Here is a 23082-nt window from a genome sequence, read left to right as displayed (position 1 = left end):
TAAACAAGGTTGTAGTCTTAATTGAACGTAGGTGGTTACTCGCCACTCGCCATTCATAGAGACGTGCTGACAGGGTTAAATCCAAACCTGTTGTTCTGATGCGACGGTTACTTCACTTTTCTCTTCGCCTGTATGAGCTGTTGATGAGGGTTCTATCATCATGAAGTGGGTGTCGGGATCTGCTTTGGGGCAATGTTCAACGCCTTTTGGAACCACGTACATTTCACCGGGATTAAGGACGACATTGCCAGATTTCATCAATAAGGTTAGCTGCCCTTTAAACACAATAAATAGCTCGTCTTCATTTTCATGCTTATGCCAAACCAGCTCACCACTTCCTTTGGCTATCTTGACGAGTTGTTCATTGGATTCGGCGATGATTTTAGGTGTCCACTCTTCTGAAAATAAACCAAACTTCTCGCTAATATTGATCTTATTCATTTGATCTCCTTACGTATAATGCATTATTAAACAGAGGGTGTTGAGGCAGACTCGAACGAACGCATCTACCTCGTTGTTTCTATCTGGCAAACGTAATCATTCTAGTTTGTGCGCGTCGCAATAACCTTGATACCCAACATTATCATTGCGCCACCTAGAACACGGTCTATCCAGTGACCAGATTGTTTAAAACGTAGATTAATGGCGGGTCTGGATAAAATACCGACAACGAGAGCAAACCATGCGAATTGAATCAGCATGATCCAGGCACCGTAGATGGCGATTTGATAGAGCGGCATATCCGGCGACAACACCACCGTGAATAGAGAAACAAAGTAAATTGGGGCTTTCGGGTTGAGTGCATTACACAAAAAGCCAACGCCGATGCTTTTCTTTGCAGAGTATCTTTTAGGCGTGACGGTCTCTTCGACAGAGGTTGTTGCGGCTTTTGCTTTAAGGCCTTTGATACCCAAGTAAATAAGGTAGCCCCCACCGAGGATTTTGATCACCCACAATGCGCTCGATGAGTTTGCAATGACGGTGGCTAAACCAAAAGCAGAATAGGTGATGTGGATAGAAAGCCCCAATGCGATGCCAATACTGCACATTATTCCTGCTTTTTTTCCATTAGATAATGTTTGCTGAGAGACCAACACAAAATCGGGGCCGGGTGAAGCGGCCGCTAATAAGTGAATGGATGTAATTAGCAGCAAACCTTGTAAAAGTTCCATTTTGATACCTCAAATAAAGTGACGGCAGTGGTTAACATTGCATTAACGAAGGACAGGTCAGTTTGCCACAATGAACGAATAAGTGAAACGGGCCTGTCTTCATCGCCTATGAAAGAGTGTGAGTCGTATTAGTTTTGAAACTAATACGGCGAGAAATTTGGCCGCATCTTGTGGACGGCTGAGTACAGCTAGTTTGGGGAGTGTGGCTTCAACACTAACGATCCGCTGGGTGGTTGACCCCATCGTTAGTCACTACGCTGTCTAAATCAAAGGGGTTGACGCCATCTAAACACCCCACGTTAAAACCATACTCAGTAGGGTCTGAACGGCGTTGGTGGTGCGTATAAATGCCGCAGTTCGAGCAGAAATAATGTTTGGCGGTATTGGTATTAAATTGATAGAGCTTCAACGAGTCTTGCCCTTTTAGTATCCGAATGCCATCAAGCTTTACTGACGCAACAATCGCGCCTTTTCGACGACAGATCGAGCAGTCGCAACGTCTTGGTTTTTCAATCCCATTGGGCAGATGTAACTCAAGCTCTACTTCGCCACAATGGCACGTTGCTTTATGGCGAACGCAAATTTCGGTGTTTCCAACTTGTTTAATCATGTCTGCTCCATTCTGATGATGCCTGCTCAAGGTGTGAATGATTACAGTACAAATACGAATGTGCAACACTGTACTGATTGAGTTAGATGCGTTGAAAATGCCACGCGTCGTAAATCCTTTTAAGCAACTTTATTATTGTTAGGTCTCGCCAATTTTGTCCATTGCTGCTTTGTGCCCACAGCAAATAAACCGCCTATCAATAAACAGATGCCAGAGCTGACCAACCAAAAGGTTAAAGAATTGTCTGGAAACGATGGGATTAACACAACAAAGGCGACGGCCCTTAAAAGAAAAACCCCTGTAATCAACACGAGTACTGTGCGTGTCAAAGGCAGTGTGAGAATCGCGCCTGATCCCGACAGCGCAAAAAGCCCCCAAACAGATAAAACCACTGCTATCGCGAGTGTCACCAAGGTTGGATACCAAAGACCTTTCTCCGCCATGAGAGCCATCTGTTCACCTGCACCTAAAGCTCTGTACCAGTCAGCACCAAAGGCAATGCAGCCCAAATGGGCTAGGGCGGCCAGAAAGCAACACACAGACGCAGCGATTAGATACCTATTATTGCTGTGATTCATCGATCCTCCTGATCGTTTATCGCGTTTAAAGTGGTCATTGGGGCGATCGTTTGTTCATGGCTTTGGTAAAATGCCACGAGCCTTATCAACTATTTATATTATTGGAATATAGATCGTTTGAATTTAGAGCGTGCGAATGGCTGTCACGGTGACTTCAATCAATACGTCACCTTCTAGATTGACTCCCAGGCAAGCTCTTTGGGGCCAATCGTTTGGGTTATTGCCTAACCAGTCACTCCAGACTTCGTCCATCTTGGGTTTATCCGCCATATCGCTGATGTAAACTTGTGCGCTCATAATTCGGTGCTTGTTTGAGCCAAGCTCAATGAGGTTGGCTTCTATTGTTTCGAGCGTTAGTTCAGTTTGGCCAACAATATCTAATGAGGTGTCCGATGAGGTCGCCACTGTCCAAACTAAATCTTTGTAGGCCGAAGATTTGTTTCTTCCGCTATAAATACCCTGTTTTCTTTCTAGCATAACGCCTCCTTAATTCGTTGATTGAGTACACGATAGATTACCACGTGTGCTCATCTAGGTTCTCTATGAGTGAATATTTATCATTGGCTTTATTTGCCACTGGACTTGCTATTGAGGTTATTTACTGCAGACCTGATTGTAACCATCTCACTTGTTATGAAGATTGGCACTGAGTTGTGAAAGGTAAGACAAGGCACGGTTTTACCGTCAAATGTCTAAATATTCAATGCTAAGTTTTGCATCGTCTTTGCTTTCCTCTCAAGCCGTATCAAGCGGCAATGAAATCGTTGATAGCAACAAGGTGTTCCCCGTTCTAAACTCATCAACTCTTCATTGTCCGCTTTAACGGTTTTGCTCGGGTTTGGTTGCGAAAAAAGCGAGCCCTCTAGATGTTTATCATCGCTTTTTCATACATTCCCAATATAACAGACCTAGGTAGAAGTCGATTGAGAAAGACATAAACCTTATTTTCTAACGTTGGAATTTCACGAAGCTGTCCTTTGAACATTGCCTTCAAGCCTAATTGAGCGATCTTATCCGGATCAGCGCGGTGTTTTAAATCGAAAGTGCCACTGCTGTCTTTCGAGGTATCCACACCATCAAAGGTAAAGAAGCCGGTATTGGTTCGTCCGGGAGACAGGCAAGTGAGTTTGACACCACTGTTTTTCGTTTCAACGGCTAACGCTTCGGTAAAGCTGGCGACATAGGCTTTACTGGCGGCATAGGCGGCAAAGTAGGGTTGGGGCTGGTACGCCGCGGTGGAAGCAACATTAAGAATATGACCACTTCCGACTTCAGTCATGGTGGAAACGAAATAATGGCTCAGTCTGGTGAGCGCAGAAATATTCACCGCCAACATGCCTTCGACTTCATCAATGCTCAATTCCAATTGACGACCATACAGCCCAAAACCTGCGTTGTTAATGGCAACGTCAATGGTTTTTTGGTAGCTCTTTAATTCAGTGAAAAGGTGGTCCAATTGTTGATTATCTGCAAGGTCTGCGGTGATCGTCCGCGCGACATTAGGAAGGGATTTTTCAAGCTCATCAAGCTTACTTTGGTTACGTCCATGCAAAATGAGCGAGTAACCTTGTTTAGCCAGTAACTTTGCAAAAGCCAAACCAATACCTGATGTTGCGCCTGTAATAAATGCTGTTTTCATGTTTGTTACCTCATTTCAATGTGTGAGGTAACAGCTTAAACTCTCCCCTAAACAGGAGAGTCAATCCCTATTTTCAAAAGATTCCAATAAACAGGCATTGTGATGGGCAACGTCCTTCTCAAGCTGAGTTAACCCGCTCAACATCTCATTCATTTTTTCCATTTTTTGCTTTATGTTTTGCCGCTTTTTCGCAATTTCATCTTTTAACAAATCCATTGGTACAAAACCTTCATCCGTTTTAGCTTTGGCAATATTTTGCAGCTCGTTCAGTGTGAAACCTAAGCTTTTAGCCAGTTTAATCATGGCCAACACATCAAGGAAGCTCGCGTCATAAACTCGGTACTTCCCTTGTCTCGCTGGTGTTTTAATTAAAGCGATATCTTCATAATGTCTGATCGCTTTGATACTTACTCCAGACTTTTTAGACAGTTCACCTATGTACATTGGGTACTCCTAAATAAACATTCCAACCATCATTACCGAATATTTCATACGTTTGTTTGATGGCGCTAAGGCGTTGTTAAGTGTTGCTGTGTGTAGGCTTAAGCGCCGATTACCCATTCTTCATTAAGGCTAATTTGGAGCCAAAAGCGATAAAAACGATGCCTGTAATGGCGTTCAGCCAAGCCTTAAATTTACCATTATTGGTCGCGCTTTTAATTTTAGAAAGCATCACAATCATCATTGAAAACCATAGGAAGTTAACCACTGCATGTGCGGTGACTAACGCATACGCATTGAGGGCACTCTCGGAGTTAGGCATGAATTGCGGAAAGGCCGCCAAATAAAACATAGACACTTTCGGGTTCAACACATTGGTGATAAAGCCTTCAGAAAAAGCCCTTCGTATGGAGACAGTTCGAGCACTGCTTATTGGTGCTTTCTTTTTAGGTGACGCTTGACTCTTTTTGAAGGCACTGATGATGGCTTTCACACCAATCCAGATTAGATATGCAGCACCTAGCATCTTAAATACAAAGAACGCTTGAGCGGATTGAACTAAGAGAATTGAAATACCAAAGATGGATAAAGTGCCATGCACATAAAACGCAGCGACAAAGCCCCATATATTTGCAAAGCCAGCTTTTTTCCCCGAAACAGGGACAGTTCTAGCGATGAGGAATCCGTTAGGGCCAGGTGAAATAACGAGTAAAGTAGCGACCGCCATAAAGGCTAAGATGGTGTTGATGTCCATATACTTTCCCTCTCTTTAACGATGAACGTGCGAATGGGTGCATTTTGAAAGGTCTGACTAGGCAAGCCCCGCCAGATCTTTAGATTCTTTGAGTAAGTTAGTCAGTGGCAGAAATAAAGGTTCTGGCAGATCATTTAACTCGAACCATTTCCATTGCTTACATTTATTGGGCTCCATTATCATCGGTTCGCCACTCGATTGAGACGCCACAACAAAGAGTGTCACGTAGTGTTTGTTCTCTTGGTCGAAAATGTCGTTGGTAAAACCCAACTTTCGAAATGATTCAACCACTAACCCCGTTTCTTCGAGTGTTTCGCGCTTGGCGCACGCTTCAATACTTTCACCCAGTTCAAGGTGTCCGCCCGGTGTCGCCCAAGTGTTTGCTCCGTGAGAACCCATGCGCTCGCCGAGTAAAACCTTACCGTCTCGTAAAATAACGGCCGCAACGCCGACTCGTACTTCATTATTCATGTTGAGTTCCTTTTCAGACACTACGTTGTATCACATCGAGCGAGAGTTTGAACAATCGAACCCCGATTTGTGCTTCACTTAAACCATGACAAAAACGCTACGCAAAAATACCAAATATTCTCGGTCATCGTGAACAGCTTGCTAGGTGACTACCACCACTTTCCACCATTTAAGACAGTTATGGATGGTAGTGAGGACAAAACGGCCATGTAAAGGCCGTCAAATACGTGATATGACTCTTCTCAATTGAGCTCAGTTAGGTGGATGTTGGAACGATCAACGAGCGTGTTTCAAGAAGCCATTTTTCTCCATCCACTCAATTGCATTATCGACGCCATTTTCATTAGTCAGTTGTGTCGAAAAGTGCTGTGCGTTCTCTTTGAATCTTGGCTCTGAAACCAGTTGTGTTAAGGCCTTTCCAAGGTTTTCAACCGTGAGCTTCTTCTGTTTTATCGGCTTTGGCCCTAAACCATGGATCTCAATTAGTTTCCCCCAAAAGGGCTGGTCGCCAAAGAACGGGCAGATTAACGTCGGTCTTCCAGCGGCAAGCCCTGCGGCTGTTGTGCCAGCGCCACCGTGGTGAACAACGGCGTCTACTTTGGGAAACAACCAATCATGGGGGGCCGATTCAATGGCAAGAATATGGTCTGGTAACTCTTCAACTTTCAAGCCACCCCAGCCTGTCGCAATGATCGCTCTGACACCCGATTCTTTTATCGCATCAATAAACAGTTGTGCTTTTTTGGCAGGGTCATTTCCAGACATACTCCCAAAGCCGATGTAAATGGGCGTGGTGTCATGGGCTAAGAAATCGCTCAGGGCTTGAGAAGGTTGGTAGTTGCTGTCTTCAATTGGTAATCGCCAGTACCCAGTGATGGTTGATTGCAGTGGCCAATCTTGTGGTCGTTTCACCAAGTGTTGACTGAAAGCGTGCAATACAGGGACTTGTCTGCCGTCACTGTGGTTTAAAATGCCTTTGTTGTTGCTGAGTTTTGGCAGTGCTAAAAGCGTTTCACGTTGCTGGTTGAGTTCCTTCGCGTACTGCTTGTACCCTAAATGAACTAAGCCATAACTGAGTTTATTAATAAATGCACCTAGGTTCGGCAATCCAGTTGGTGGGAAACTGGCCGTTTTTACCACCAGAGGCTGCAGCGCCGCCATTATTGCGGGAATACTGAACTTCTCAGCGATAGAGACCGCGGCAAGGCATTTCGGATGGTAGATAATCAGTTCGGGTTGCACGGCTAATCCGGCCTGAATGGTTTCCATGATCATTTGACGGTTTATCGGCTTCGAGATTTTGATCAACTTCGCCATGGTCTGTATACCACTGACCACGCTCCCCATACTTTCGAGAGAATTGCCTTCCATGATTTTGAACAGGTCATCGGTTAGGTATTGGTAACTTAAGCCGTTTTCTTCCACCATTGACTGAAATCGAGAGGCGGTACAAAGATCGACCTGATGCCCTTTCTCAGTCAGCTGCTTACCCAAGGCGACAAAGGGTTCAACGTCGCCACGGGAGCCGACCGTCAATAAGAGTATTTTCATTTCACTTCCTTTGTTATGACCATTGCCTACGAATCTAGAAGTTCAGAGCATGGGGGCACGGCTTAAAATGTGTACCAAATTTAGTTATGAAATCTAGTGGGCTATTGGTTCATAATTTAACGTTAACTATTTTTCTAGTCAAGGATATGAAATAAACTTAAAATGGAGTTCATAAGTTTGGAGGGGATATGACGCAAAAAGATGGGTTTCAGAAAAGAGCCGAACAAAAAAAACAGCAGATACTACAGGCCGCTCGTGCGCTCTTTTTTAGCCAAGGCCCAGCGAAGACAACCATAACTGAAATCGCGAAGGAAGCGCACGTTTCACAGGTGAGTATTTACAATTATTTTGGATCTAAAGACGCATTGATTGAGTTAATTGTTGAGCAACACTTGCATCAATCGATGGGTGAAGCTGAAAGCATACTGCTATTGGAGTGCGCCTTCCCCGACAAACTTAACGCACTGTTTGCATTAGGTGGCAGCAGTGACAAAAGTGTCGATGACAATGCTCTGAAGTATTTTGATTTGCAAGATCCTACTATCACCCGAATTTACGAACGGTTTCATCAAGAACGACAAATTCCATTCATGTTGGAGTTAGTCAAACAAGGTCAAGATGCTGGTGAAGTTGCTGAATTTTTGCAACCTACCGCCATCATCGATTTTATGAACGCCAACATGAGTATTTATAAGCAGAGCGGATTTTTAGAGCATGGGGCAGAATACATTGCAAGTCTAGGGCACCTTTTTTTCTACGGCATTCTTGGCAAAAAGTAACGCAGTTTAGGGCGTGCCCTTGAGGAATAAACCATAAAAGTCGAGGCATTGAGACGCAAGCCGTTTACGGCGAGAACGGTTTAGTGTTGGCTGACTAATCCGTTCTCGATACTCCTGACTGTTTAAAAAAAGGTTTACTCGGCGACACAAGAGTTAATCACCGCATTGGCGAAGCGTTCGTCATCGTCTTCGCTCATTCCGCTGATGCCAATGCCACCCACAACCTGACGGTTCATGGTGATGGGAAGCCCGCCTTTAAACCCTGTGATTCGTTCATCGGTCCAATAAGAGAGTGTTTTCCCTGTCTCTTTCGCCCATGCGCCGAGGTTACCGCTGGGTTGTCGATCGCGTGCGGAAGTATAGGCTTTGTTTTGAGCCAGAACACCGGCCTGAAAACTGGCGTCTTCCATACGTAAGTAGCCCAATAACTCACCGTGTGAATCAACCACACAGACTGCGATGTTTTGATTCTCGCTTGTGGCTTTTGCAATGGCCGCGTCGAGAAGGGCTTTGGTCATGTTCAAATCTAGCATGGTTATTCTTCTCTCTATGGCAAACGGCTGTTGCGCGCTTTTACAAACAAGGTGTACCACTCTTCACGAGTAAGGGTGATACTGGTTGCGAGTGCGCTCGCCTTAATTCGTTCTAGGTTCGTCGTGCCAATAACAGGTTGAATATTGGCTGGGTGGCGAAGCAAGAAAGCCAGCACAATGGCTTCAGTTGGTACTTGATACGCGTTAGACAGCGTGGCGACATACTCTGCGGTTTCACGAATGTGCTGATGCTCAGAGCTGAGCCCTTTCTCAGAGAATGCACCTTGTGCGAGGCAGCCCCAAGCCTGAATTTGAATGTTGTTCAATCGGCAATGTTCAAGCGTTCCTGGGGTATAGGTATTCTGATGGTCGCCTTCACTGCCCACCATGACGCCTTCATTAAACGCGTCCAATTTCGACAGTGACATCTCAACTTGATTGGCAATGATGGGCATGTCCAAGTGCGCTTGCAGAAACTGAATTTGATGATGACTCATGTTTGACACACCAAGATGCTGAAACTTACCCGCTTCATGCAGCTTGCTGAGTGCTTGGGCGAGATCATCCACTTCCATTAAAGGATCTGGCCTGTGAAGTAGAAGAATATCAAGGGTTTCGGTATGAAGACGTTTGAGGCTGTTGTTCACAGAATGCGTAACCCAATCCGCTGAAAAATCATAGCGACCAGGGGCTTGCTCATCTTCAAAACGAATCGCGCATTTTGATTGTAGGTAGAGGTGATCTCTCAAAGAAGGCGATTGTTTTAGTACCTCACCGAACACTGATTCTGCTTTGCCACGGGTATAAATGTCGGCGTGGTCAAAGAGGTTAATATTGGCTTCCAATGCGGTCTCGATGACTTGTTGCGCCTGAGTGGTATTTTGCCCCGTGAATGGTTGGTCATCCCATCCTCCACCAAGTCCCATGCAACCATAGGCGATGTTACTGGCATTGGGTAGGTGCTTGTTAATTGGGTACTGTTTCATTTTGTTCTCCCTATTTGAATACCTGTATAGTATTGTTTCCTTATAAGTCTAAATAGGGCTTGTGAATAAATTCAATGTTTCATATTTGGAAACTTAAACTTGTAAACCATTGCCTGAAACCCTCATAGCGCCTAGAAGCAATAGCACTTGAGAACTCATGACCTAAAGAGCGAAACCCATGGAATTTAAGAACGTAGAACGATTGATGATGTTTCTTGAAGTTGTCGACAAGGGCAGCTTCACCGAGGCAAAAGACGCATTGGGGATCTCAAAAGGGTATCTCTCAAAGCAAGTGAAAGCCTTAGAAGAAGATTTGAAAACCAAACTCTTGGTGCGTTCTACTCGGCACATGCGGTTGACCTTGGAAGGGCAGAGAGCCTATAAGCATGGCCTTGCTCTTCGAGCTCAGATTCAAGCGTTTGACGGCCACGTTCAAGAAGAGAATGAGCGGATCAGTGGGCTACTACGAATCACCGCTCCAAAGATGTTTACCGAGGTTTTATTGGTGGATATTTGCGCTGCCTTCCAAGTTGAACACCCGGAAATACGATTTGATATTGATTCAAGTTTCACCACGCATGACCTGATGAAAAATGAAATCGATTTGGCGATTCGTGCCACCATTGATCCTCCAGAAAACATGGTGGCTAAGCGGTTGCTGTCCTATCATCACATTTTGGTGGCTTCTCCTGACTATTTAAGCCAAGTCGGAACACCTACTGCAGTGCAAGATCTTAATGCGCATCAGTGCTTAGCGACTCAGCATCAGCAAAACTGGCCGATGCGAAATGAGGACTATGGCGTTGAAGGTTGGTTATCACTCAATGACAACCATTTGTTAAAGCAACTTGCGCTCAACCATAAAGGCATTATTCGAGTGCCTAATTATTATGTACATAAAGAGATCCAAAACGGGCAGCTAACCGAAGTATTACCCAATCATGCCAGCGAACAAGGGAATGATGTGTACCTTTTATATCCTCAGCTTACCTACGTTCCAGAGAAGCTGAAGACATTCTCAATGTTCTTGCAAAACTACTTAGACCACAACGAAATCATCAGTGCGTCATGAATGTAGAGTAGTAAAAAGCCGTCTCGATGCGAAGTTCTAGCGTGCTTCTAACCAGCTTGATAGCGCATCCAAAAATTCAGGAGAATACGCGCGTTCACCATAGAAATAGAGTTTCAATAGGAAGCCAAGCCCCGGATTTCTCTCATCAAACTCCGGGTATTTGAGTAACCCATGAGTCGCATTCGGCACCACCTTTAGTGTGACGTTATTGGCTTGCCCAAAGATAGTCGTTAATACTCTGTGAGTGCGGGTGGTACTCACGTTTGCATCTTTATCTCCCATCAAAATAAGAAGGGGCTGATGAATACCAATGTAGTCGTCCGTGGCGTCTGAATGCACGTTTTTTTTGATGAAGTTGAAGCGATCTTCTGACAGGTTGTTTGAGTCAATGTTGTATTTATTAAGGTAGTCGCGGTAGCTAGGGTTCGTCGCCCAAAATTCTAATTCTTGATAATGTTCTTTCCTCGCCATCTCTATTTCGGCTGGCGTTTTCGCCTCTTCGAGTAGACGCGATTTTGTCATGTACCAGCCTTGATCCATCCAGTTAATCGCATAACCAACACCAACCATGAAACCAATGTTTGGGTTGTTTTTCATCACTGCTGGCGCGACCCAGCCTGCCTGACTGAATCCCATCAGGCCGATCTTTTCATCTGTGTAACCATAGGTGTTTTTTACGTAATTGATGGCGGCGCTGACTTCACTTTGGCGGTCTTGCATCGATTGGTTAAGCCAGTTTCCGGTGGAGTCACCAATGCCGGGTTTGTCCCAGCTAAAAACAGCGTAGCCTTCATCCAGTATGACCTGCCAAATGACCGCGTAGTAGCCATGGGCGTCATAGGGCGTTTCGCCATCCCCTGCGACAAACAGAACCACGCCTTTGATCGCATCTGCATTTTCTGGTGTCTTGTAGTAACCAGTGAGTAAATCCTGTTGATGCTGAAATTGAGGTCGTTCTTCGATTGAGTTGGCGAATGTAAACCCACTAAAACAGATAAACATCGCGGCCAAAACAAGACGCTTAATACGATAGGATGTCATTCTTTCATTTCCTCTAGCTGAATGTGGTAGCTGTCGCCATTCTCGTGCCCAAAGACTTGGACGAAAAAGGCAACGTTGGATTCGGATTCTGAAAGCCAAATTTCAATCGGTTCGGCCTCGTCGGGTTCTAAAGTGTAATGTTGCGCTTTTATTTTTGTTGATAAAGCAGACGTGGATTTTTCCGGTAACGTCGACTGTGCTGAGGTTTTTACATCAAACTCAGTTTCGCCAAGGAGTTTCGTCTTCGCGGTAAAGAGAGTTAAGCTTTCTGTATCAAAGATCGTAACGGTTGAGGGTAGTGAATGATTGGAACGTTGCCAGTATTGGGGTAGGGCAGCAAAGCTCGTATCAAAATGATCTTGAGTAAATTTCGCGTTCTTAGGCGTGTTGCTGCCATCAGAGAGAAGCAGCGATCCTAGCGAAATCGCGTAACCAGCACCAGGAATAAAATGAGCCACCGTTCCTGCAACCAGTTCAACGGCTTCGGCTTCTTCTTTCTGTTCAGACGTCGTGACTTCAGAGTGAACGGCGAGGTACTCGTTGTTGGATAACGCGACCTGTGTCCAGAATGTCTTGCCATTGTGAACTAATTGGTTGTCAGAGCGTTCAAGAGTACCGTGATTGAGATGATGCTCGACTAAAGTACTTTGAATGGCCGTGTCTTCTAAAAAGCCAGTGATGGTAATATCGGTTGTCTGTTGAATCGACAACGCGCCGTCATCATTCTGTTTAGTGATGCTTGTCATTGTCCCAACGGCCTTGTCGTCGATGTTGACTTGATAAGCCATCTCTAAACGCGTTTCTATATTCGGCTTGTCGATATTCTGACTATTGATAAGCGCCATGCAGATCGGCGCATAGACGAATAGAAAGGCAGCACTACAGAGATAGGCGAGATTTGTCATAGATCGCATCATTATAGGTCGTACCATCGTAGGTCGCATTATCATCGTTGCTTCTTCCATCTTCTTGCAATGAAGCTCAAGGTTCTTCCATTCCATGTCTAAGATTCCACTTTTAAATAGACTCGTCGATGGAGGCACGTGACACCATCGACTTGAGTTCAAGCAGGTTTAGAACTCGTACAAGCTACCTAGCAGAAATGAGACATCTTCTTCGCTGTAAAATGCGATGTTTGAATCTGTCTCGCTGTAGGAGACTTGAGCAATCAAGCTAAGCGGTGGAACATTAAATATGCCTTCCTCGATTAACGACGCAGTGAGACTAAGGTGGTCATCTTTTCTTGTGGAGTTAAAAACCGGATTCACGGCGTTGAAATCTGATTTCGCGTATCTTCCGTTAAAGATGAAGGTGTATTCGTTCTGTAGAAGCGTGGCTGAAACCCCCGCGCCCAGCTTGTCGAACGCCATAGCCGCTCCCGTTGCGTCATCCTTTTGATAATAAAGGCTTGGCTCGATAAACAGGTGACTGGAGAAAGGCAAAACGAGGGCTATTTCCGCGAAGTACCCTTTGCCGTCACGATTCAGTGTAGCGTGTTGAGAGCCTTCCGATTCAATGTCTCGATCATAATAGGCGAGGTTGGTGGTGAGAAATTCATTTTCGAATTTTAGGCGATATGCGTTGCCTTCAATATCGGTTTCCACTCGTTTTGTTCCGGTGAGATAAGGGTTTTGCCAAACTTTTCCTTTTATGATGGTTGGCGATACAGCAAGGCTTAGCAGTGAACCCGGGCTGAGTTGATACCCATAACCCAGCTCAAGAGCCAAAATGCCTTTAACAAAGGTATCTTCACTTTGGCCTGCGAAAAACAGATGTCGGTCGGATTGGTAACGTATGTTTCCTAGTGGGAATACAGCGCCCGTTGAGATGGAATCGCCGTTATTGTCTAATGAGGTGATCAGCGCGTCACTGTCGGTTGAAAGGTTACTTTTCCCCTCGCTATAGAGCGCAAACAAACCCAGATCCCCAGAGAAACCTTGTGGATTCTCATTTGCCAAGCTGACTGATGATGCCAGTAATGTCGACACCAAAATAGATATTTTCCTTACCACTGTATTTCCCTTCTATCGGTAGAATGATGAGCTGTTACGAGAGAGGAAATACGATAGGAAACCCCGTCCTATTTGCTCTGAAAATCGATTCTGGCATGAAGGAAATGATAAAAAGTGTCCCAGATTGCTATTGGTGGTATTTATCTTTTATTTGGTAGAAATGTGTTTTGTGAATGCTTGTGCTGGGTGGGGGAGCTTGTTAAGAGCCGTGTGTATGCAGAGTACAGGGAGGAAATGTCACAGGCTGTAAAGCGTCCAATCTGGTTTTAATCAGATATAAGGTCGTGGCCAATGTCATGGCCAATTTTATTTAGCCACGACACTTGAACTAGAATTTACACACTCTCATCAAAAGAGAAAAAGACTTGAATGACTTTTTCTGTCTCCCAAATATTACGTACATTGACGTTAGAGTGTTTTCGATGCCGCGTGCTGAGCGATAATGAACGCTTTTGCTTCATCATCTAAGCAGGATTTACTCACGTATTGGCGCTGTTTGCCGATGTGAAAAATGAACCCTAGATCGGTTTGCTCAAGTTGGTCGATGTCACTCCAGGCGATGCTGCGTGTATTTTTTCCGTTTTTATAACTGACACCACTCAGGCCAAGTTGAAACAGCACTTTGCTACCTGAGCCTGAGTTGAACTTCTGTCGCCATAACCACCAGGTTCTTTTGAAGTAAATACTGAGCGCCTCTACAACACTCAAACCAACAAAGAACCAACCCACAGAGCTGCTAGGCAGTAGCTGAAATTCTAATAGCGCCAAACCAAAAATAAGAAAAAGTACTCCCTTAAAATAGGCTTGGGGAAACTTAGTTGGAAGGCTAGTTTGATCATAGCACTCTGCAAAAAAGGTCTTGTCGAGGGTGTACTCTGTGGTGAATTCGAAATCTTTAGACATATGGGGCTGCTTTCAGGTTTTCTGTGAATGAGTGTTCCATGCTGCGATTTCGCAACTTGAGCATTGTATCGCTTCTCGGTGCTTTTCTTGAGCTATTTTGAACCTCTTTTGTAAATCGATGATACCGACAGGGTCTATTTACGCCATAGTCAGTGTGCCATCTAAGCTGGTACTAAATGATGGGCTAGCATACTCGCTAGCTCGCAAATGGAAAGAAGCTCGTTAGAGTGGATCCACCAGATCATCCCTTTCAGATAACGTCTCGTACCCTAAAACGGAAAAGACCACCGTTATAGACAGTGGACAATTTGCTTTTGCCCAAAGTTTTAGGCCGTTGACAAAATACTATTCAGATTCAGAAAACTCTTTAAGGGCACTCATCGCAGCGTCAGCTTTCTCTTTCTGGACAAAAATATGATCGTGATAATAGCCCGCAACCACGTTGGCACTGATACCGTACGAACCCAGTTTCGTTGCAAAGGCAGCCGTTAATCCTATCGCTTCAAGGCTAGAATGTACCGATAAAGTTATTAGGCTGAAGATAGCATCAAAATCGAGTTTAGCTGCTGCGGCTTTTTCTTCTTCCAGAACCAAAGTCAGTCCCTCTTTTTCTTGAAAAGTCGCAATTGGCTCCAATGCTAAATAATCGGATAATGCACCGTCAACAGTGCAAAAAACGTAGTTCCCTTCAACAAGTTCTGGCGACATGGATTTCAAAAGAATCTCTAAGTCAGTAATTGCAGTCATATTTTATTCCTGTGGTAATGTCAGCGTTCTTCCATTTGAGTGATGTCGTCAACGATAGAAGCGAAGGTGGAATAAGTAAAATTAATTAGATTAATCGATTATAAGTTTAACTAATTCTGAATTGTTGGGCGCGTAGAGCAAAAAGTACCAGAGGTCGAAAAACGATTCTGCATCAATTAAGTTGTATTCGGATGTGCCACTTTTGAAAGCTATGGGCGTATTCTTGCTCCGCCCCTAAACGTCAGTTATGAAGAAAAACACAGTGATTCAAATGACACACTCAGCCACCGAATCATTGCATTAAATTGCAAAGGGGCAAAAGAGCGTTATTAACTTTCAATGGTTGGTATTAGTATCATGAAATTAGCCTGGGAGCGTTCCATTGAGAGGCATCATGACCCAGCTACGCAAAGAGTAGAGCACATATCATAGCCGGGAATAGAGTTTATATCGGTCTATAATATCGTTGGGACTTTCTGCGCTAAAGCCTTTGCAAATTTACTATGTTGATCTGGTTGCCAATGAATACCTTCTCTTTGACACGGTTGAATAAAGGAGGCTGCATCGATGAAGTGACACCCTAACTCCTCTGCTCGACGTTTATAGTAGTGACCTAACTGTTTTGACTTCTCTTCTGCGTTTGTAAATCCTTCTTTTAAAGGGTCAACCTCTAAGACATGTGTTGGAGATACGAGCAAAACTTGTGGTGGATTTGGCATGAAACTGTGTCGAAAGTTCTGTATTAATTGCACAAGCCTAGCGGCTCCTTTTGAAATATCACTTGCAGTGACATTAAAACGAGATTTTAGGTCATTGGTGCCCAACATGATGACAACGAGGTCTGGATGATGGCTTTCTAAGCAAGGCAAAAGATAGTTCAACCCATTTTTACCTGGTTCATACGGGTCTTCCAATACAGTTGTTCGACTATTTAGCCCTTCTTCAATGACCCTATAATCCGTCGGTAATTGTTCTTGTAGAAGCATTGTCCATCGTTCTTCGGTGTTGTATCTACGAGGTAAATCAGGCGAACAGCCCCAAGTGTTTGAATCTCCAAAGCATAGGATAGTTTTCATGTGACCAATATTCGTTAGTTCGACAATATGAATTATTGTATGACAAATGGAGATGGGTGTCATTTCAATGTCAAGCGTAATTACGAAGAATCAAGTTCAGATCAAAGCTATGGTTTGCGTTTAGTCTTTACAGAGATACTTAATACGCAAACATACAAGGTAGTGCAGTGTGTAATGTCTTCATGCGAGCGGTGAATATTGCCCAATAAATGCCGAAGCGCCTGAATTTTGAGTTTAACGTGACGATTGAGTACTAGGGTGGCTAATGAAAACTTGCCTGTCTATAAAACATGATATTGCTTCAACTCTGTACAAAAATAAGCCATAAAACGTTCTCGCTTTGATGTTCTCCGACAACCCCCTCAGTACATATGTATATTTATAGAGAACTTGATAATTGACGAAGAGGTTACAATGTTGAAACCAACAAAGCCGGAACTATATACGTATCTTATCTCGGAGGCTCCAAAGAAAACTAAAAAAGAAGTTAAACAAGAATTGGCGGCGGAAGCTAAAAAACTGCGCGAAAACACCAAGAGAATTAACCATAAAATAACCCAAACTAGACAAAAAATTGAGGAAATCATGGAGCAGAGAAAATTTGATAAGCTTCATGAGTTGTGATGATTCTGGGCCAAATCTCAGGACAATTCAGGTTGCTATTACTACAAGACAGATCGCGTTAGCCATCCCTCAGTAAAATTATGAATGACCAGTTTAGCAAAGACACTCTCTCAGTATGAGTTAGCCATAATGAATGGTTTAACATGTCTTTGGACAATTCCAAGTGACGACCCATCGCTCACTCTGGCTTTTCGGAATATTCTTCGCATCGCAACCCTACGGTGGGCCAACATGGGGGTGACAGAATTCCCTTTTCCACGTCATAAAGCTTTGTTTTCTTTGTCTGTCATGAAATAGGCAGGAAAGGGTATAGCTGCCCATTCGCCATCAAATACATATCTTGAGCCCTGTCTCAGGTATGAATATTGACAATGTTTCCTGAACACAATTAGAGTTTGTGGCACGTGTAATAGACGGTTCAGTTGCTTTTGAAATATGATTTGAAGATTGATGGAAGCCCCTTTAGCGGCGGAATAATATAGGGAAGTAACACACTTATGAATTATCAGACCTTTGAGCCACACCCAGATCTAGGATCGATAATCAGTTGTTACTGGACTTTGGAAGTGCCGAAAACTGAGGAGACTCAAAGGCAGCGAATCATTCCAGACGGCACCATCGAAATGGCCTTTATTCTTGGAGACGATATAAAAAGATACACCTCCGAAGACCGCTTTATAATCCAGCCTAGAGCTATGGTGTTGGGCCATACTACCGACCCTTTTTATATTGAGCCGACAGGGAGCGTGAACACGTTCGCCATCCGCTTCTATCCTTATGGCTTTGCGCATTTCGTTCATGCTCCCATCAAGGCTCTAGCCAATACTGAGACCCCCTTAGTTGAGTTGTTTGAGGAAAAAGAGGTTAGAAAGCTTGAGCAGGACATCATTCACGCGGCAGATGCGCAGCAGAGAATAGAGATAATCGAGTCATTTCTGCTTAGCAAGCTCAATGAAAAAGCAACGTTAGATAGTGTCGTCAAATCCACAATCGAGACACTCTTCGAAACAAAGGGAAGTACATCGATTAGCAAGATCCTCAACGACGACTTATCCAAAAGAAGGCAACTTGAAAGGAAGTTCGTAAAACAGATTGGGGTTAGCCCTAAACAGTTGGGTAAATTGATTCGGCTTCAAAGTGCCTTAAAAGTGATGCTGAACGAAGACGAAAGCCTTACTGACGTTGCTTATCAGAATGATTACTACGATCAGTCGCACTTTATCAAAGACTTCAAAGAGTTTACCGGAGTCAGCCCAAAAGAATTTCTTGGGAATGAAAACATGGCGCTTTCGTCTATTTTCTACAAGTGATTTTGATCTGTCGCATTTTTACAATTCCTTTTTCCATTGGCGACGTAACCTTTCCATAGCATTTCAGTCTGTGGGTTCGAGGTTACATGAGAAAAGCAATATTGGGTTTTACCGTTGCCATATTCGTTTTTGGCTACACTGCTTGTTACAGCGCAGACCGGGTTGAATCAGAAAAACAAAAGGACGAGTCAGTTATGAATCAAAGTGGAGAACGTATGAACAGCTATATTTCTATTTTTGAAATTCCAGCATTAGATATTTCTAGAGCAATCGACTTCTACCAGGCCATTTTGGGCATCAATATAGAAAAGATGGAAATGCCAGGCATGGAAATGGGCATATTCCCCTACGAGAATCAGCAAGTTATAGGTGTTGTTTTGAAAGAAGAAGGCTTCCAACCCTCGTCAAATGGCGTAACGATATACCTGAATGGGGGAGATAACCTGCAGAACGTTCTGGATGAAGTGGTGAAACATCGCGGTGAAATAGTGATCCCTAAAACCGCACACGCTGACGATAGTGGATTTTTTGCTATTTTCCTTGATTCTGAAGGGAACAGAATGGGGTTGCATTCGCCGAATTGATCTTGAACCTCTTCAAAGAACATTTTTGCGTTCTTTGAAGAGGTTGATCGTCTCTTACATGGCTGGGTTTATTCTTTAGCGATTGAGCAGAACAAGTGAATCCAAGATGCCTTGCCCACTGTGAATGCCCCCTTCATTTTCGCTCGCAGGTTTACTGCGAATAAGATAACCAGCATAGCCATGATTGTCGGTCACAGGTTTTCCCTGATAATGCACAGTAAACAATCCCACCTCACTGACAAGGTCGTCGACTACGGTTTGTTTTCCATCTCGAACGGCGATGGTGGCTGTGTCACGCTCGTGTGGGTAGAGCCGCTGCATTAACGCCCACGCGTCGTAGTCATCGGTTTTTAATTCGGCCAACGTGGCACTAATGGCTTCACCAAATACGCAATGGCCACCGCCTTCGCCCTGATTTTTAAGTACCCACTCTTTTTTGTCTGCACGGGTGTTAAACCAGTCAATACTCTCTGCGGTTATTGGCTTCATATCCGCCAGTACACTTTTGACAAGATTGGCTTCATCCAGTGTTAGCCCCCAATGACAGTATTGCTCTGCTGGCATTTGGGTTAGCAACATTTGCATGGACTTACTGGTCGCTAATTGTTGACTGATGGTGGCGTTCATTGCGACATAATGCTTTTCAATAAACAGGCGAGTTTGGCTTAATGTGTGGCAGCAAATGTTTTCATTCAGCTCTGGCGCCCAATAGTCTGAATATTGGTATCCTGCTCTTAAATAAACAGCGTCAATGGCACCAATGCCCTCAAGGATAAGGCGTTGATTTTCTCCGCTAGATAATTGACTGCTTAGCTGGTCAAACGTGCGCCTCACCGTGCACACGCCTTGATTTTGCAATGCGACCTCTAGTAGGTGCTGATCGTACACGTTATCCTCATTTTTCTGGACAACCATTAAGAAGGTGGGTTTTTCTTGATCTTCCTTTTTGTTGATAGCAGAAAAGTGGGATTTCACACTTCTTGCAGCTGTGGTTATGCCTAACGCGAGCTGCTCCATACCGCAATTTTCAGCGGGTATTGCCGAATCATCTTCTAGGTAGTGTTGATAGACATTCCCCCACTGATTGCGCACAAATTGATGCAATTCCGTTGCGCGTTGCCCAAATGGCCCCATGCCAGCAGCGATTCCGTTAAATTCAATCACCTTGGCACCATGTTGGCGATCATCCATAAAATCCGTTCTCATTAGGAGTAAAGGCTGACGATCGGGCTGTTTGGGGTGGCTAGCGTCACCATGCGCTTGATGATGAAGTTCCATCAAACGGCCAAAAAACGGATCGGCTCTCGCCATCGCGCTCAAAGATGTTTGCAGGAAGCTGTGATCCTCAGACACATTACTGACCAGTTTAGCGATCAAAGGCGTTACCTTGCGCAGATGTTCATACGCTGAGCGTTCCATTGTCATTGGCGCCATGCTAAACGGTACGTGCCTTGCCGTGTTGTCTGGTTGGCGAAAAGCAACGCCATGCATGATCTGCCATTCACAGGTGTCTTCAATGATGTGCTGAGAGACGAGTTGGGTTTTTTCTGTATTCATATTATTCCACTTTTTCTCGTCTGCTCAGCCATACCACGGTTGTAACGTTGATCATTTGAGTTTTTTGATTTCACTTAACAGCCGCTTCAATGAGGTTTCAATCTGAGGGAGCGGAGAGGCGAAGTTCATTCTGTAGAAGTTCTTATCCACCTCTCCAAACCAGGTGCCCGGTGTCAGCGCCAATTTGGATCGTGTTACCAGTAACTCTTGAAGTTGTTCAGGCGTTAAGCCAAGCCCTGAAAAGTCTAACCAAATCTGGTTGGTTCCTTCCGGTTTAAACACCGTTATTTCAGGAATATTCGTTTCTAGGAAATCGACAATCCAGTTCATGCTGGTTTGCGTGTAGTCTAAAAATTCGTTAAACCACGCTTCACCATGGCGATAAGCCGCTATGGTCGCGTAGGTAGTAAACGCATTGCCGTGATCCAAAGACATTGATGCTGACATCGCTTTTACTTTCGCGTGCAGTCCTGAATTGTCAGAATAAATGTAGCCATTAGAGATACTGCTGAGCCCGAAATTCTTCGCAGGGGAGCCAATAATAGAAAGACTATTGTCGTAGTTTAGCGACACAATGCTGGTAAATTCTGAACCTTCAAAAATGATATCGGCATGGATCTCATCGCTGATGATCATGGTTTGGTATTTCTTTGCAATCGCAACCAGCTTTTCCAGTTCCTCTCTTTTCCAAACTCTTCCAACCGGGTTATGTGGATTACATAGCAGTACCATTTTAACGTTTGAATTCTTTAGTTTCTCTTCAAAGTCTTCAAAATCAACTTCGTAGCGACCGTCGACAAGCTTGAGTGTGTTATCAACCGCCACTCGGCCCGAGGACTCAATCAAACGGCGAAATTGATGATAGACAGGCGTCTGAATAAGGACCCCCTCACCTTTATCAGAGAACTCGCGGATCAATAATGCGATGGCACTCAATACACCTGGTACTTGTACGAAATTTTTTGGGTTCAGGTCTAAGCCGTGACGGGTGTGATTCCACTGAGAAATGGCATTGAACACTGACTCAGAATCGAACTCATAAGAGAAGGTTTCGCGCGTTACTAAGCGCTGCAATTCTTGCGTTATAGCTGGTGCGATAGGGAAATCCATATCGGCGACCCAATAGGGTACAACATCATCACTTCCCCACATTTGATTGAGCATCTGGCTGTCACTTTTGATGAAGTTGTTTGCGATATCTTTGCGCGTTGGTTCAACGTTGAACATTCAATTTCTCCGATAGTATTCGTTGGTTACACAACTATGACGTACCAAGAGATGAGAAGACGAAAAAATAGCGAAATAAATTTGAAATAGATATTTTTGGTTAGAAGATCCCTAGAGGGAAGAGGGAAGAGGGAAGAGGGAAGAGGGAAGAGGGAAGAGGGAAGAGGGAAGAGGGAAGAGGGAAGAGGGAAAAAGAAAGAGGGAAGATTGGCTGCACCCTGCAAAAAAACGAAACCAAACACGAGGTACAAAGCATTCTCTGACAGGATCAGGCACAGAGTTGAAAAACAGATACTCATGAAGCTATTAGTGCGGAAGTCAGTCTTGTCAATGTTGGCGATAGTGAAGTGTTACCGACGTTACTCAACCCACTACGCAGAAAGGTCGCTGCCGTATCCGCCGATGGAGCATATGACACAAAAAATTGCCACGAGACTCTGAAAAATAAAGACTGTACTCCGTTGATACCGCCTCGAAAGACCGCAGGTCTTTGGGAAGACGGGCATCCCAGAAATGAGGCGGTAACAGCTCTGAAAAATAGAACGATAGCGGAGTGGAAAACTGAGTCTGGTTATCACTCTCGTTCAATATCTAAGACCGCAATGTCCCGATATAAAGGACGAACAAGCGGTAAATTGAGCTTGAGATGTTACAACGCTCAAGTGGGCGAAATCATGGCGAATGTCAAAGCGATTAACAAAGTCATAGGACTAGGTATGCCCGTTAGAAGCTAACGGCTAGCGAAGTATGGTGTCGTTGATCTTCAAGCTGATTTGATCAACAACGCCGTTTATCCAACCTGATATGTCGAGGTAAAACAAATTAACGTCCTTAGCCTAATGAATTAGCCATAATGAATGGTTTAGCACGTCTTTGGATATTTCTGAATTACACACTTTCCTAAATTAGCATTTCATGGATCATTTAAGATATGCCAATGTCTATAACCTTTCGGCCAAATTTATTGTTCCACGATACTACCTCGAAGTCATATTTATTTTCTGTGTCTTTACTTTTTTATTAAAGCTAGTGAAGGAAGAAGATAACTAAATTACACATCATTTATACTCCTTTCAAGGGTTCGATGAAAAGCACTATCACTGTTAGCCCGAATATTATAAATCCTTCGTTTACCAGACAGTGTCAAATTAAGTATCTCATACGCTAAGAATGAAGTAACAAGAGTTCGCTGCTGTTCTGAGGGTGGCTTCAGTGTTTATCCCTCAATGCCTTATAACCTAATTTTAGTGCTGGGCTGCAGGCTTCTGGGATACAAAGGCCAGGCAAGTAATATCTTGGCGATGGTTGAGTATCGATCTGTCGCCATTTGTGATGTATTTGATTGCGGAATAATTGATGTCATCAGGTGATATCAATTTTTTGTGTTTAATAAAAAATAAATTATTGATAATTTA

Annotated in this window: 25 protein-coding genes and 1 pseudogene; 6 read left to right on the top strand and 20 right to left on the bottom strand. The window is 44.1% G+C overall.

Annotated features, from left to right (window positions below; all coding sequences use genetic code 11):
* Positions 1-75: 75 nt before the first annotated feature.
* The 10 genes from BCU12_RS07370 to BCU12_RS07325 form a co-directional block, all read right to left on the bottom strand.
* Positions 76-441: a cupin domain-containing protein gene (locus BCU12_RS07370; protein WP_102403699.1), complete on the bottom strand. Its 366-nt coding sequence runs from the start codon at positions 439-441 to the stop codon at positions 76-78.
* 101 nt (positions 442-542) lie between these two features.
* Positions 543-1172: a LysE family translocator gene (locus tag BCU12_RS07365; protein ID WP_102403698.1), complete on the bottom strand. Its 630-nt coding sequence runs from the start codon at positions 1170-1172 to the stop codon at positions 543-545.
* Between the two features lie 214 nt (positions 1173-1386).
* Positions 1387-1779 carry a GFA family protein gene (locus BCU12_RS07360; RefSeq protein ID WP_198599277.1) on the bottom strand — a complete coding sequence of 131 codons (393 nt, stop codon included), beginning with the start codon at positions 1777-1779 and terminating at the stop codon, positions 1387-1389.
* A gap of 122 nt (positions 1780-1901) precedes the next feature.
* The gene (locus tag BCU12_RS07355; protein ID WP_102403696.1) at positions 1902-2360 is read right to left on the bottom strand and encodes a hypothetical protein; all 459 of its coding nucleotides are present in this window, start codon (positions 2358-2360) and stop codon (positions 1902-1904) included.
* A 123-nt stretch (positions 2361-2483) separates the two neighbouring features.
* Complete coding sequence (locus tag BCU12_RS07350) at positions 2484-2837, bottom strand: RidA family protein (protein WP_102403695.1); 354 nt, start codon at positions 2835-2837, stop codon at positions 2484-2486.
* A gap of 385 nt (positions 2838-3222) precedes the next feature.
* Positions 3223-3999 (bottom strand): SDR family oxidoreductase, encoded by a 777-nt coding sequence (locus BCU12_RS07345; protein ID WP_102403694.1) that lies wholly within the window; start codon positions 3997-3999, stop codon positions 3223-3225.
* Between the two features lie 60 nt (positions 4000-4059).
* Positions 4060-4443, bottom strand: a complete 384-nt coding sequence (locus BCU12_RS07340) for a MerR family transcriptional regulator (RefSeq protein ID WP_102403693.1) — start codon at positions 4441-4443, stop codon at positions 4060-4062.
* A 109-nt stretch (positions 4444-4552) separates the two neighbouring features.
* Positions 4553-5194 (bottom strand): LysE family translocator, encoded by a 642-nt coding sequence (locus BCU12_RS07335; protein ID WP_102403692.1) that lies wholly within the window; start codon positions 5192-5194, stop codon positions 4553-4555.
* A gap of 57 nt (positions 5195-5251) precedes the next feature.
* Complete coding sequence (locus BCU12_RS07330; protein WP_102403691.1) at positions 5252-5665, bottom strand: NUDIX hydrolase; 414 nt, start codon at positions 5663-5665, stop codon at positions 5252-5254.
* Positions 5666-5941: 276 nt separating this feature from the next.
* A complete protein-coding gene (locus BCU12_RS07325; protein ID WP_102403690.1) occupies positions 5942-7216 on the bottom strand; it encodes a glycosyltransferase in 1275 nt (424 codons plus the stop codon).
* A gap of 188 nt (positions 7217-7404) precedes the next feature.
* Here BCU12_RS07325 and BCU12_RS07320 point away from each other — a divergent pair, with 188 nt between their 5' ends.
* Complete coding sequence (locus BCU12_RS07320; protein ID WP_102403689.1) at positions 7405-7995, top strand: TetR/AcrR family transcriptional regulator; 591 nt, start codon at positions 7405-7407, stop codon at positions 7993-7995.
* Positions 7996-8129: 134 nt separating this feature from the next.
* On the opposite strand, the gene BCU12_RS07315 is transcribed toward BCU12_RS07320, so the two are convergent.
* Positions 8130-8528 (bottom strand): heme-binding protein, encoded by a 399-nt coding sequence (locus BCU12_RS07315; RefSeq protein WP_102403688.1) that lies wholly within the window; start codon positions 8526-8528, stop codon positions 8130-8132.
* Positions 8529-8542: 14 nt separating this feature from the next.
* Positions 8543-9514, bottom strand: coding sequence for an aldo/keto reductase (locus BCU12_RS07310; protein ID WP_102403687.1), 972 nt, complete (start codon positions 9512-9514; stop codon positions 8543-8545).
* A 178-nt stretch (positions 9515-9692) separates the two neighbouring features.
* Between BCU12_RS07310 and BCU12_RS07305 the strand changes: the two genes are divergently transcribed.
* The gene (locus BCU12_RS07305) at positions 9693-10586 is read left to right on the top strand and encodes a LysR family transcriptional regulator (protein WP_241909771.1); all 894 of its coding nucleotides are present in this window, start codon (positions 9693-9695) and stop codon (positions 10584-10586) included.
* 36 nt (positions 10587-10622) lie between these two features.
* Here the strand turns inward: BCU12_RS07305 and BCU12_RS07300 are convergent, their stop codons facing one another.
* From BCU12_RS07300 to BCU12_RS07275, 6 genes are all read right to left on the bottom strand, one after another.
* Entirely contained in the window at positions 10623-11627 is a 1005-nt protein-coding gene (locus BCU12_RS07300) for an alpha/beta hydrolase (protein ID WP_102403686.1), read from the bottom strand.
* Positions 11624-12532 carry a hypothetical protein gene (locus tag BCU12_RS07295; protein WP_157939861.1) on the bottom strand — a complete coding sequence of 303 codons (909 nt, stop codon included), beginning with the start codon at positions 12530-12532 and terminating at the stop codon, positions 11624-11626. The genes BCU12_RS07300 and BCU12_RS07295 overlap by 4 nt, the downstream gene beginning before the upstream one ends.
* 168 nt (positions 12533-12700) lie before the next feature.
* Entirely contained in the window at positions 12701-13639 is a 939-nt protein-coding gene (locus tag BCU12_RS07290; RefSeq protein ID WP_102403684.1) for a DUF2860 family protein, read from the bottom strand.
* Between the two features lie 408 nt (positions 13640-14047).
* The gene (locus BCU12_RS07285; protein ID WP_102403683.1) at positions 14048-14542 is read right to left on the bottom strand and encodes a YcxB family protein; all 495 of its coding nucleotides are present in this window, start codon (positions 14540-14542) and stop codon (positions 14048-14050) included.
* Positions 14543-14887: 345 nt separating this feature from the next.
* Positions 14888-15289, bottom strand: a complete 402-nt coding sequence (locus BCU12_RS07280) for an ACT domain-containing protein (RefSeq protein ID WP_102403682.1) — start codon at positions 15287-15289, stop codon at positions 14888-14890.
* Between the two features lie 455 nt (positions 15290-15744).
* A complete protein-coding gene (locus BCU12_RS07275; protein WP_102403681.1) occupies positions 15745-16365 on the bottom strand; it encodes an SGNH/GDSL hydrolase family protein in 621 nt (206 codons plus the stop codon).
* Positions 16366-16779: 414 nt separating this feature from the next.
* Here BCU12_RS07275 and BCU12_RS07270 point away from each other — a divergent pair, with 414 nt between their 5' ends.
* The 3 genes from BCU12_RS07270 to BCU12_RS07260 all read left to right on the top strand — a co-directional run bounded on the left by BCU12_RS07270 (position 16780) and on the right by BCU12_RS07260 (position 18883).
* Positions 16780-16989 carry a hypothetical protein gene (locus BCU12_RS07270; protein WP_102403680.1) on the top strand — a complete coding sequence of 70 codons (210 nt, stop codon included), beginning with the start codon at positions 16780-16782 and terminating at the stop codon, positions 16987-16989.
* Positions 16990-17486: 497 nt separating this feature from the next.
* Positions 17487-18299: a helix-turn-helix domain-containing protein gene (locus tag BCU12_RS07265; protein WP_102403679.1), complete on the top strand. Its 813-nt coding sequence runs from the start codon at positions 17487-17489 to the stop codon at positions 18297-18299.
* 86 nt (positions 18300-18385) lie between these two features.
* Positions 18386-18883, top strand: coding sequence for a VOC family protein (locus BCU12_RS07260; RefSeq protein ID WP_102403678.1), 498 nt, complete (start codon positions 18386-18388; stop codon positions 18881-18883).
* Positions 18884-18958: 75 nt separating this feature from the next.
* Here the strand turns inward: BCU12_RS07260 and BCU12_RS07255 are convergent, their stop codons facing one another.
* Both BCU12_RS07255 and BCU12_RS07250 read right to left on the bottom strand, forming a co-directional pair.
* The gene (locus BCU12_RS07255; protein WP_102403677.1) at positions 18959-20440 is read right to left on the bottom strand and encodes a glutathione synthase; all 1482 of its coding nucleotides are present in this window, start codon (positions 20438-20440) and stop codon (positions 18959-18961) included.
* 51 nt (positions 20441-20491) lie between these two features.
* Entirely contained in the window at positions 20492-21667 is a 1176-nt protein-coding gene (locus tag BCU12_RS07250) for an aminotransferase class I/II-fold pyridoxal phosphate-dependent enzyme (RefSeq protein ID WP_102403676.1), read from the bottom strand.
* A 293-nt stretch (positions 21668-21960) separates the two neighbouring features.
* On the opposite strand from BCU12_RS07250, the pseudogene BCU12_RS07240 reads away from it, so the two are divergent.
* Positions 21961-22401: pseudogene (locus tag BCU12_RS07240) on the top strand (IS5 family transposase); the annotation flags it as partial.
* Positions 22402-23082: the final 681 nt, after the last annotated feature.

It is taken from the genome of Vibrio sp. 10N.261.55.A7 (genome assembly GCF_002877365.1).
Lineage (GTDB): Bacteria > Pseudomonadota > Gammaproteobacteria > Enterobacterales > Vibrionaceae > Vibrio.
This window is presented reverse-complemented; position numbering and strand designations above follow the sequence as displayed.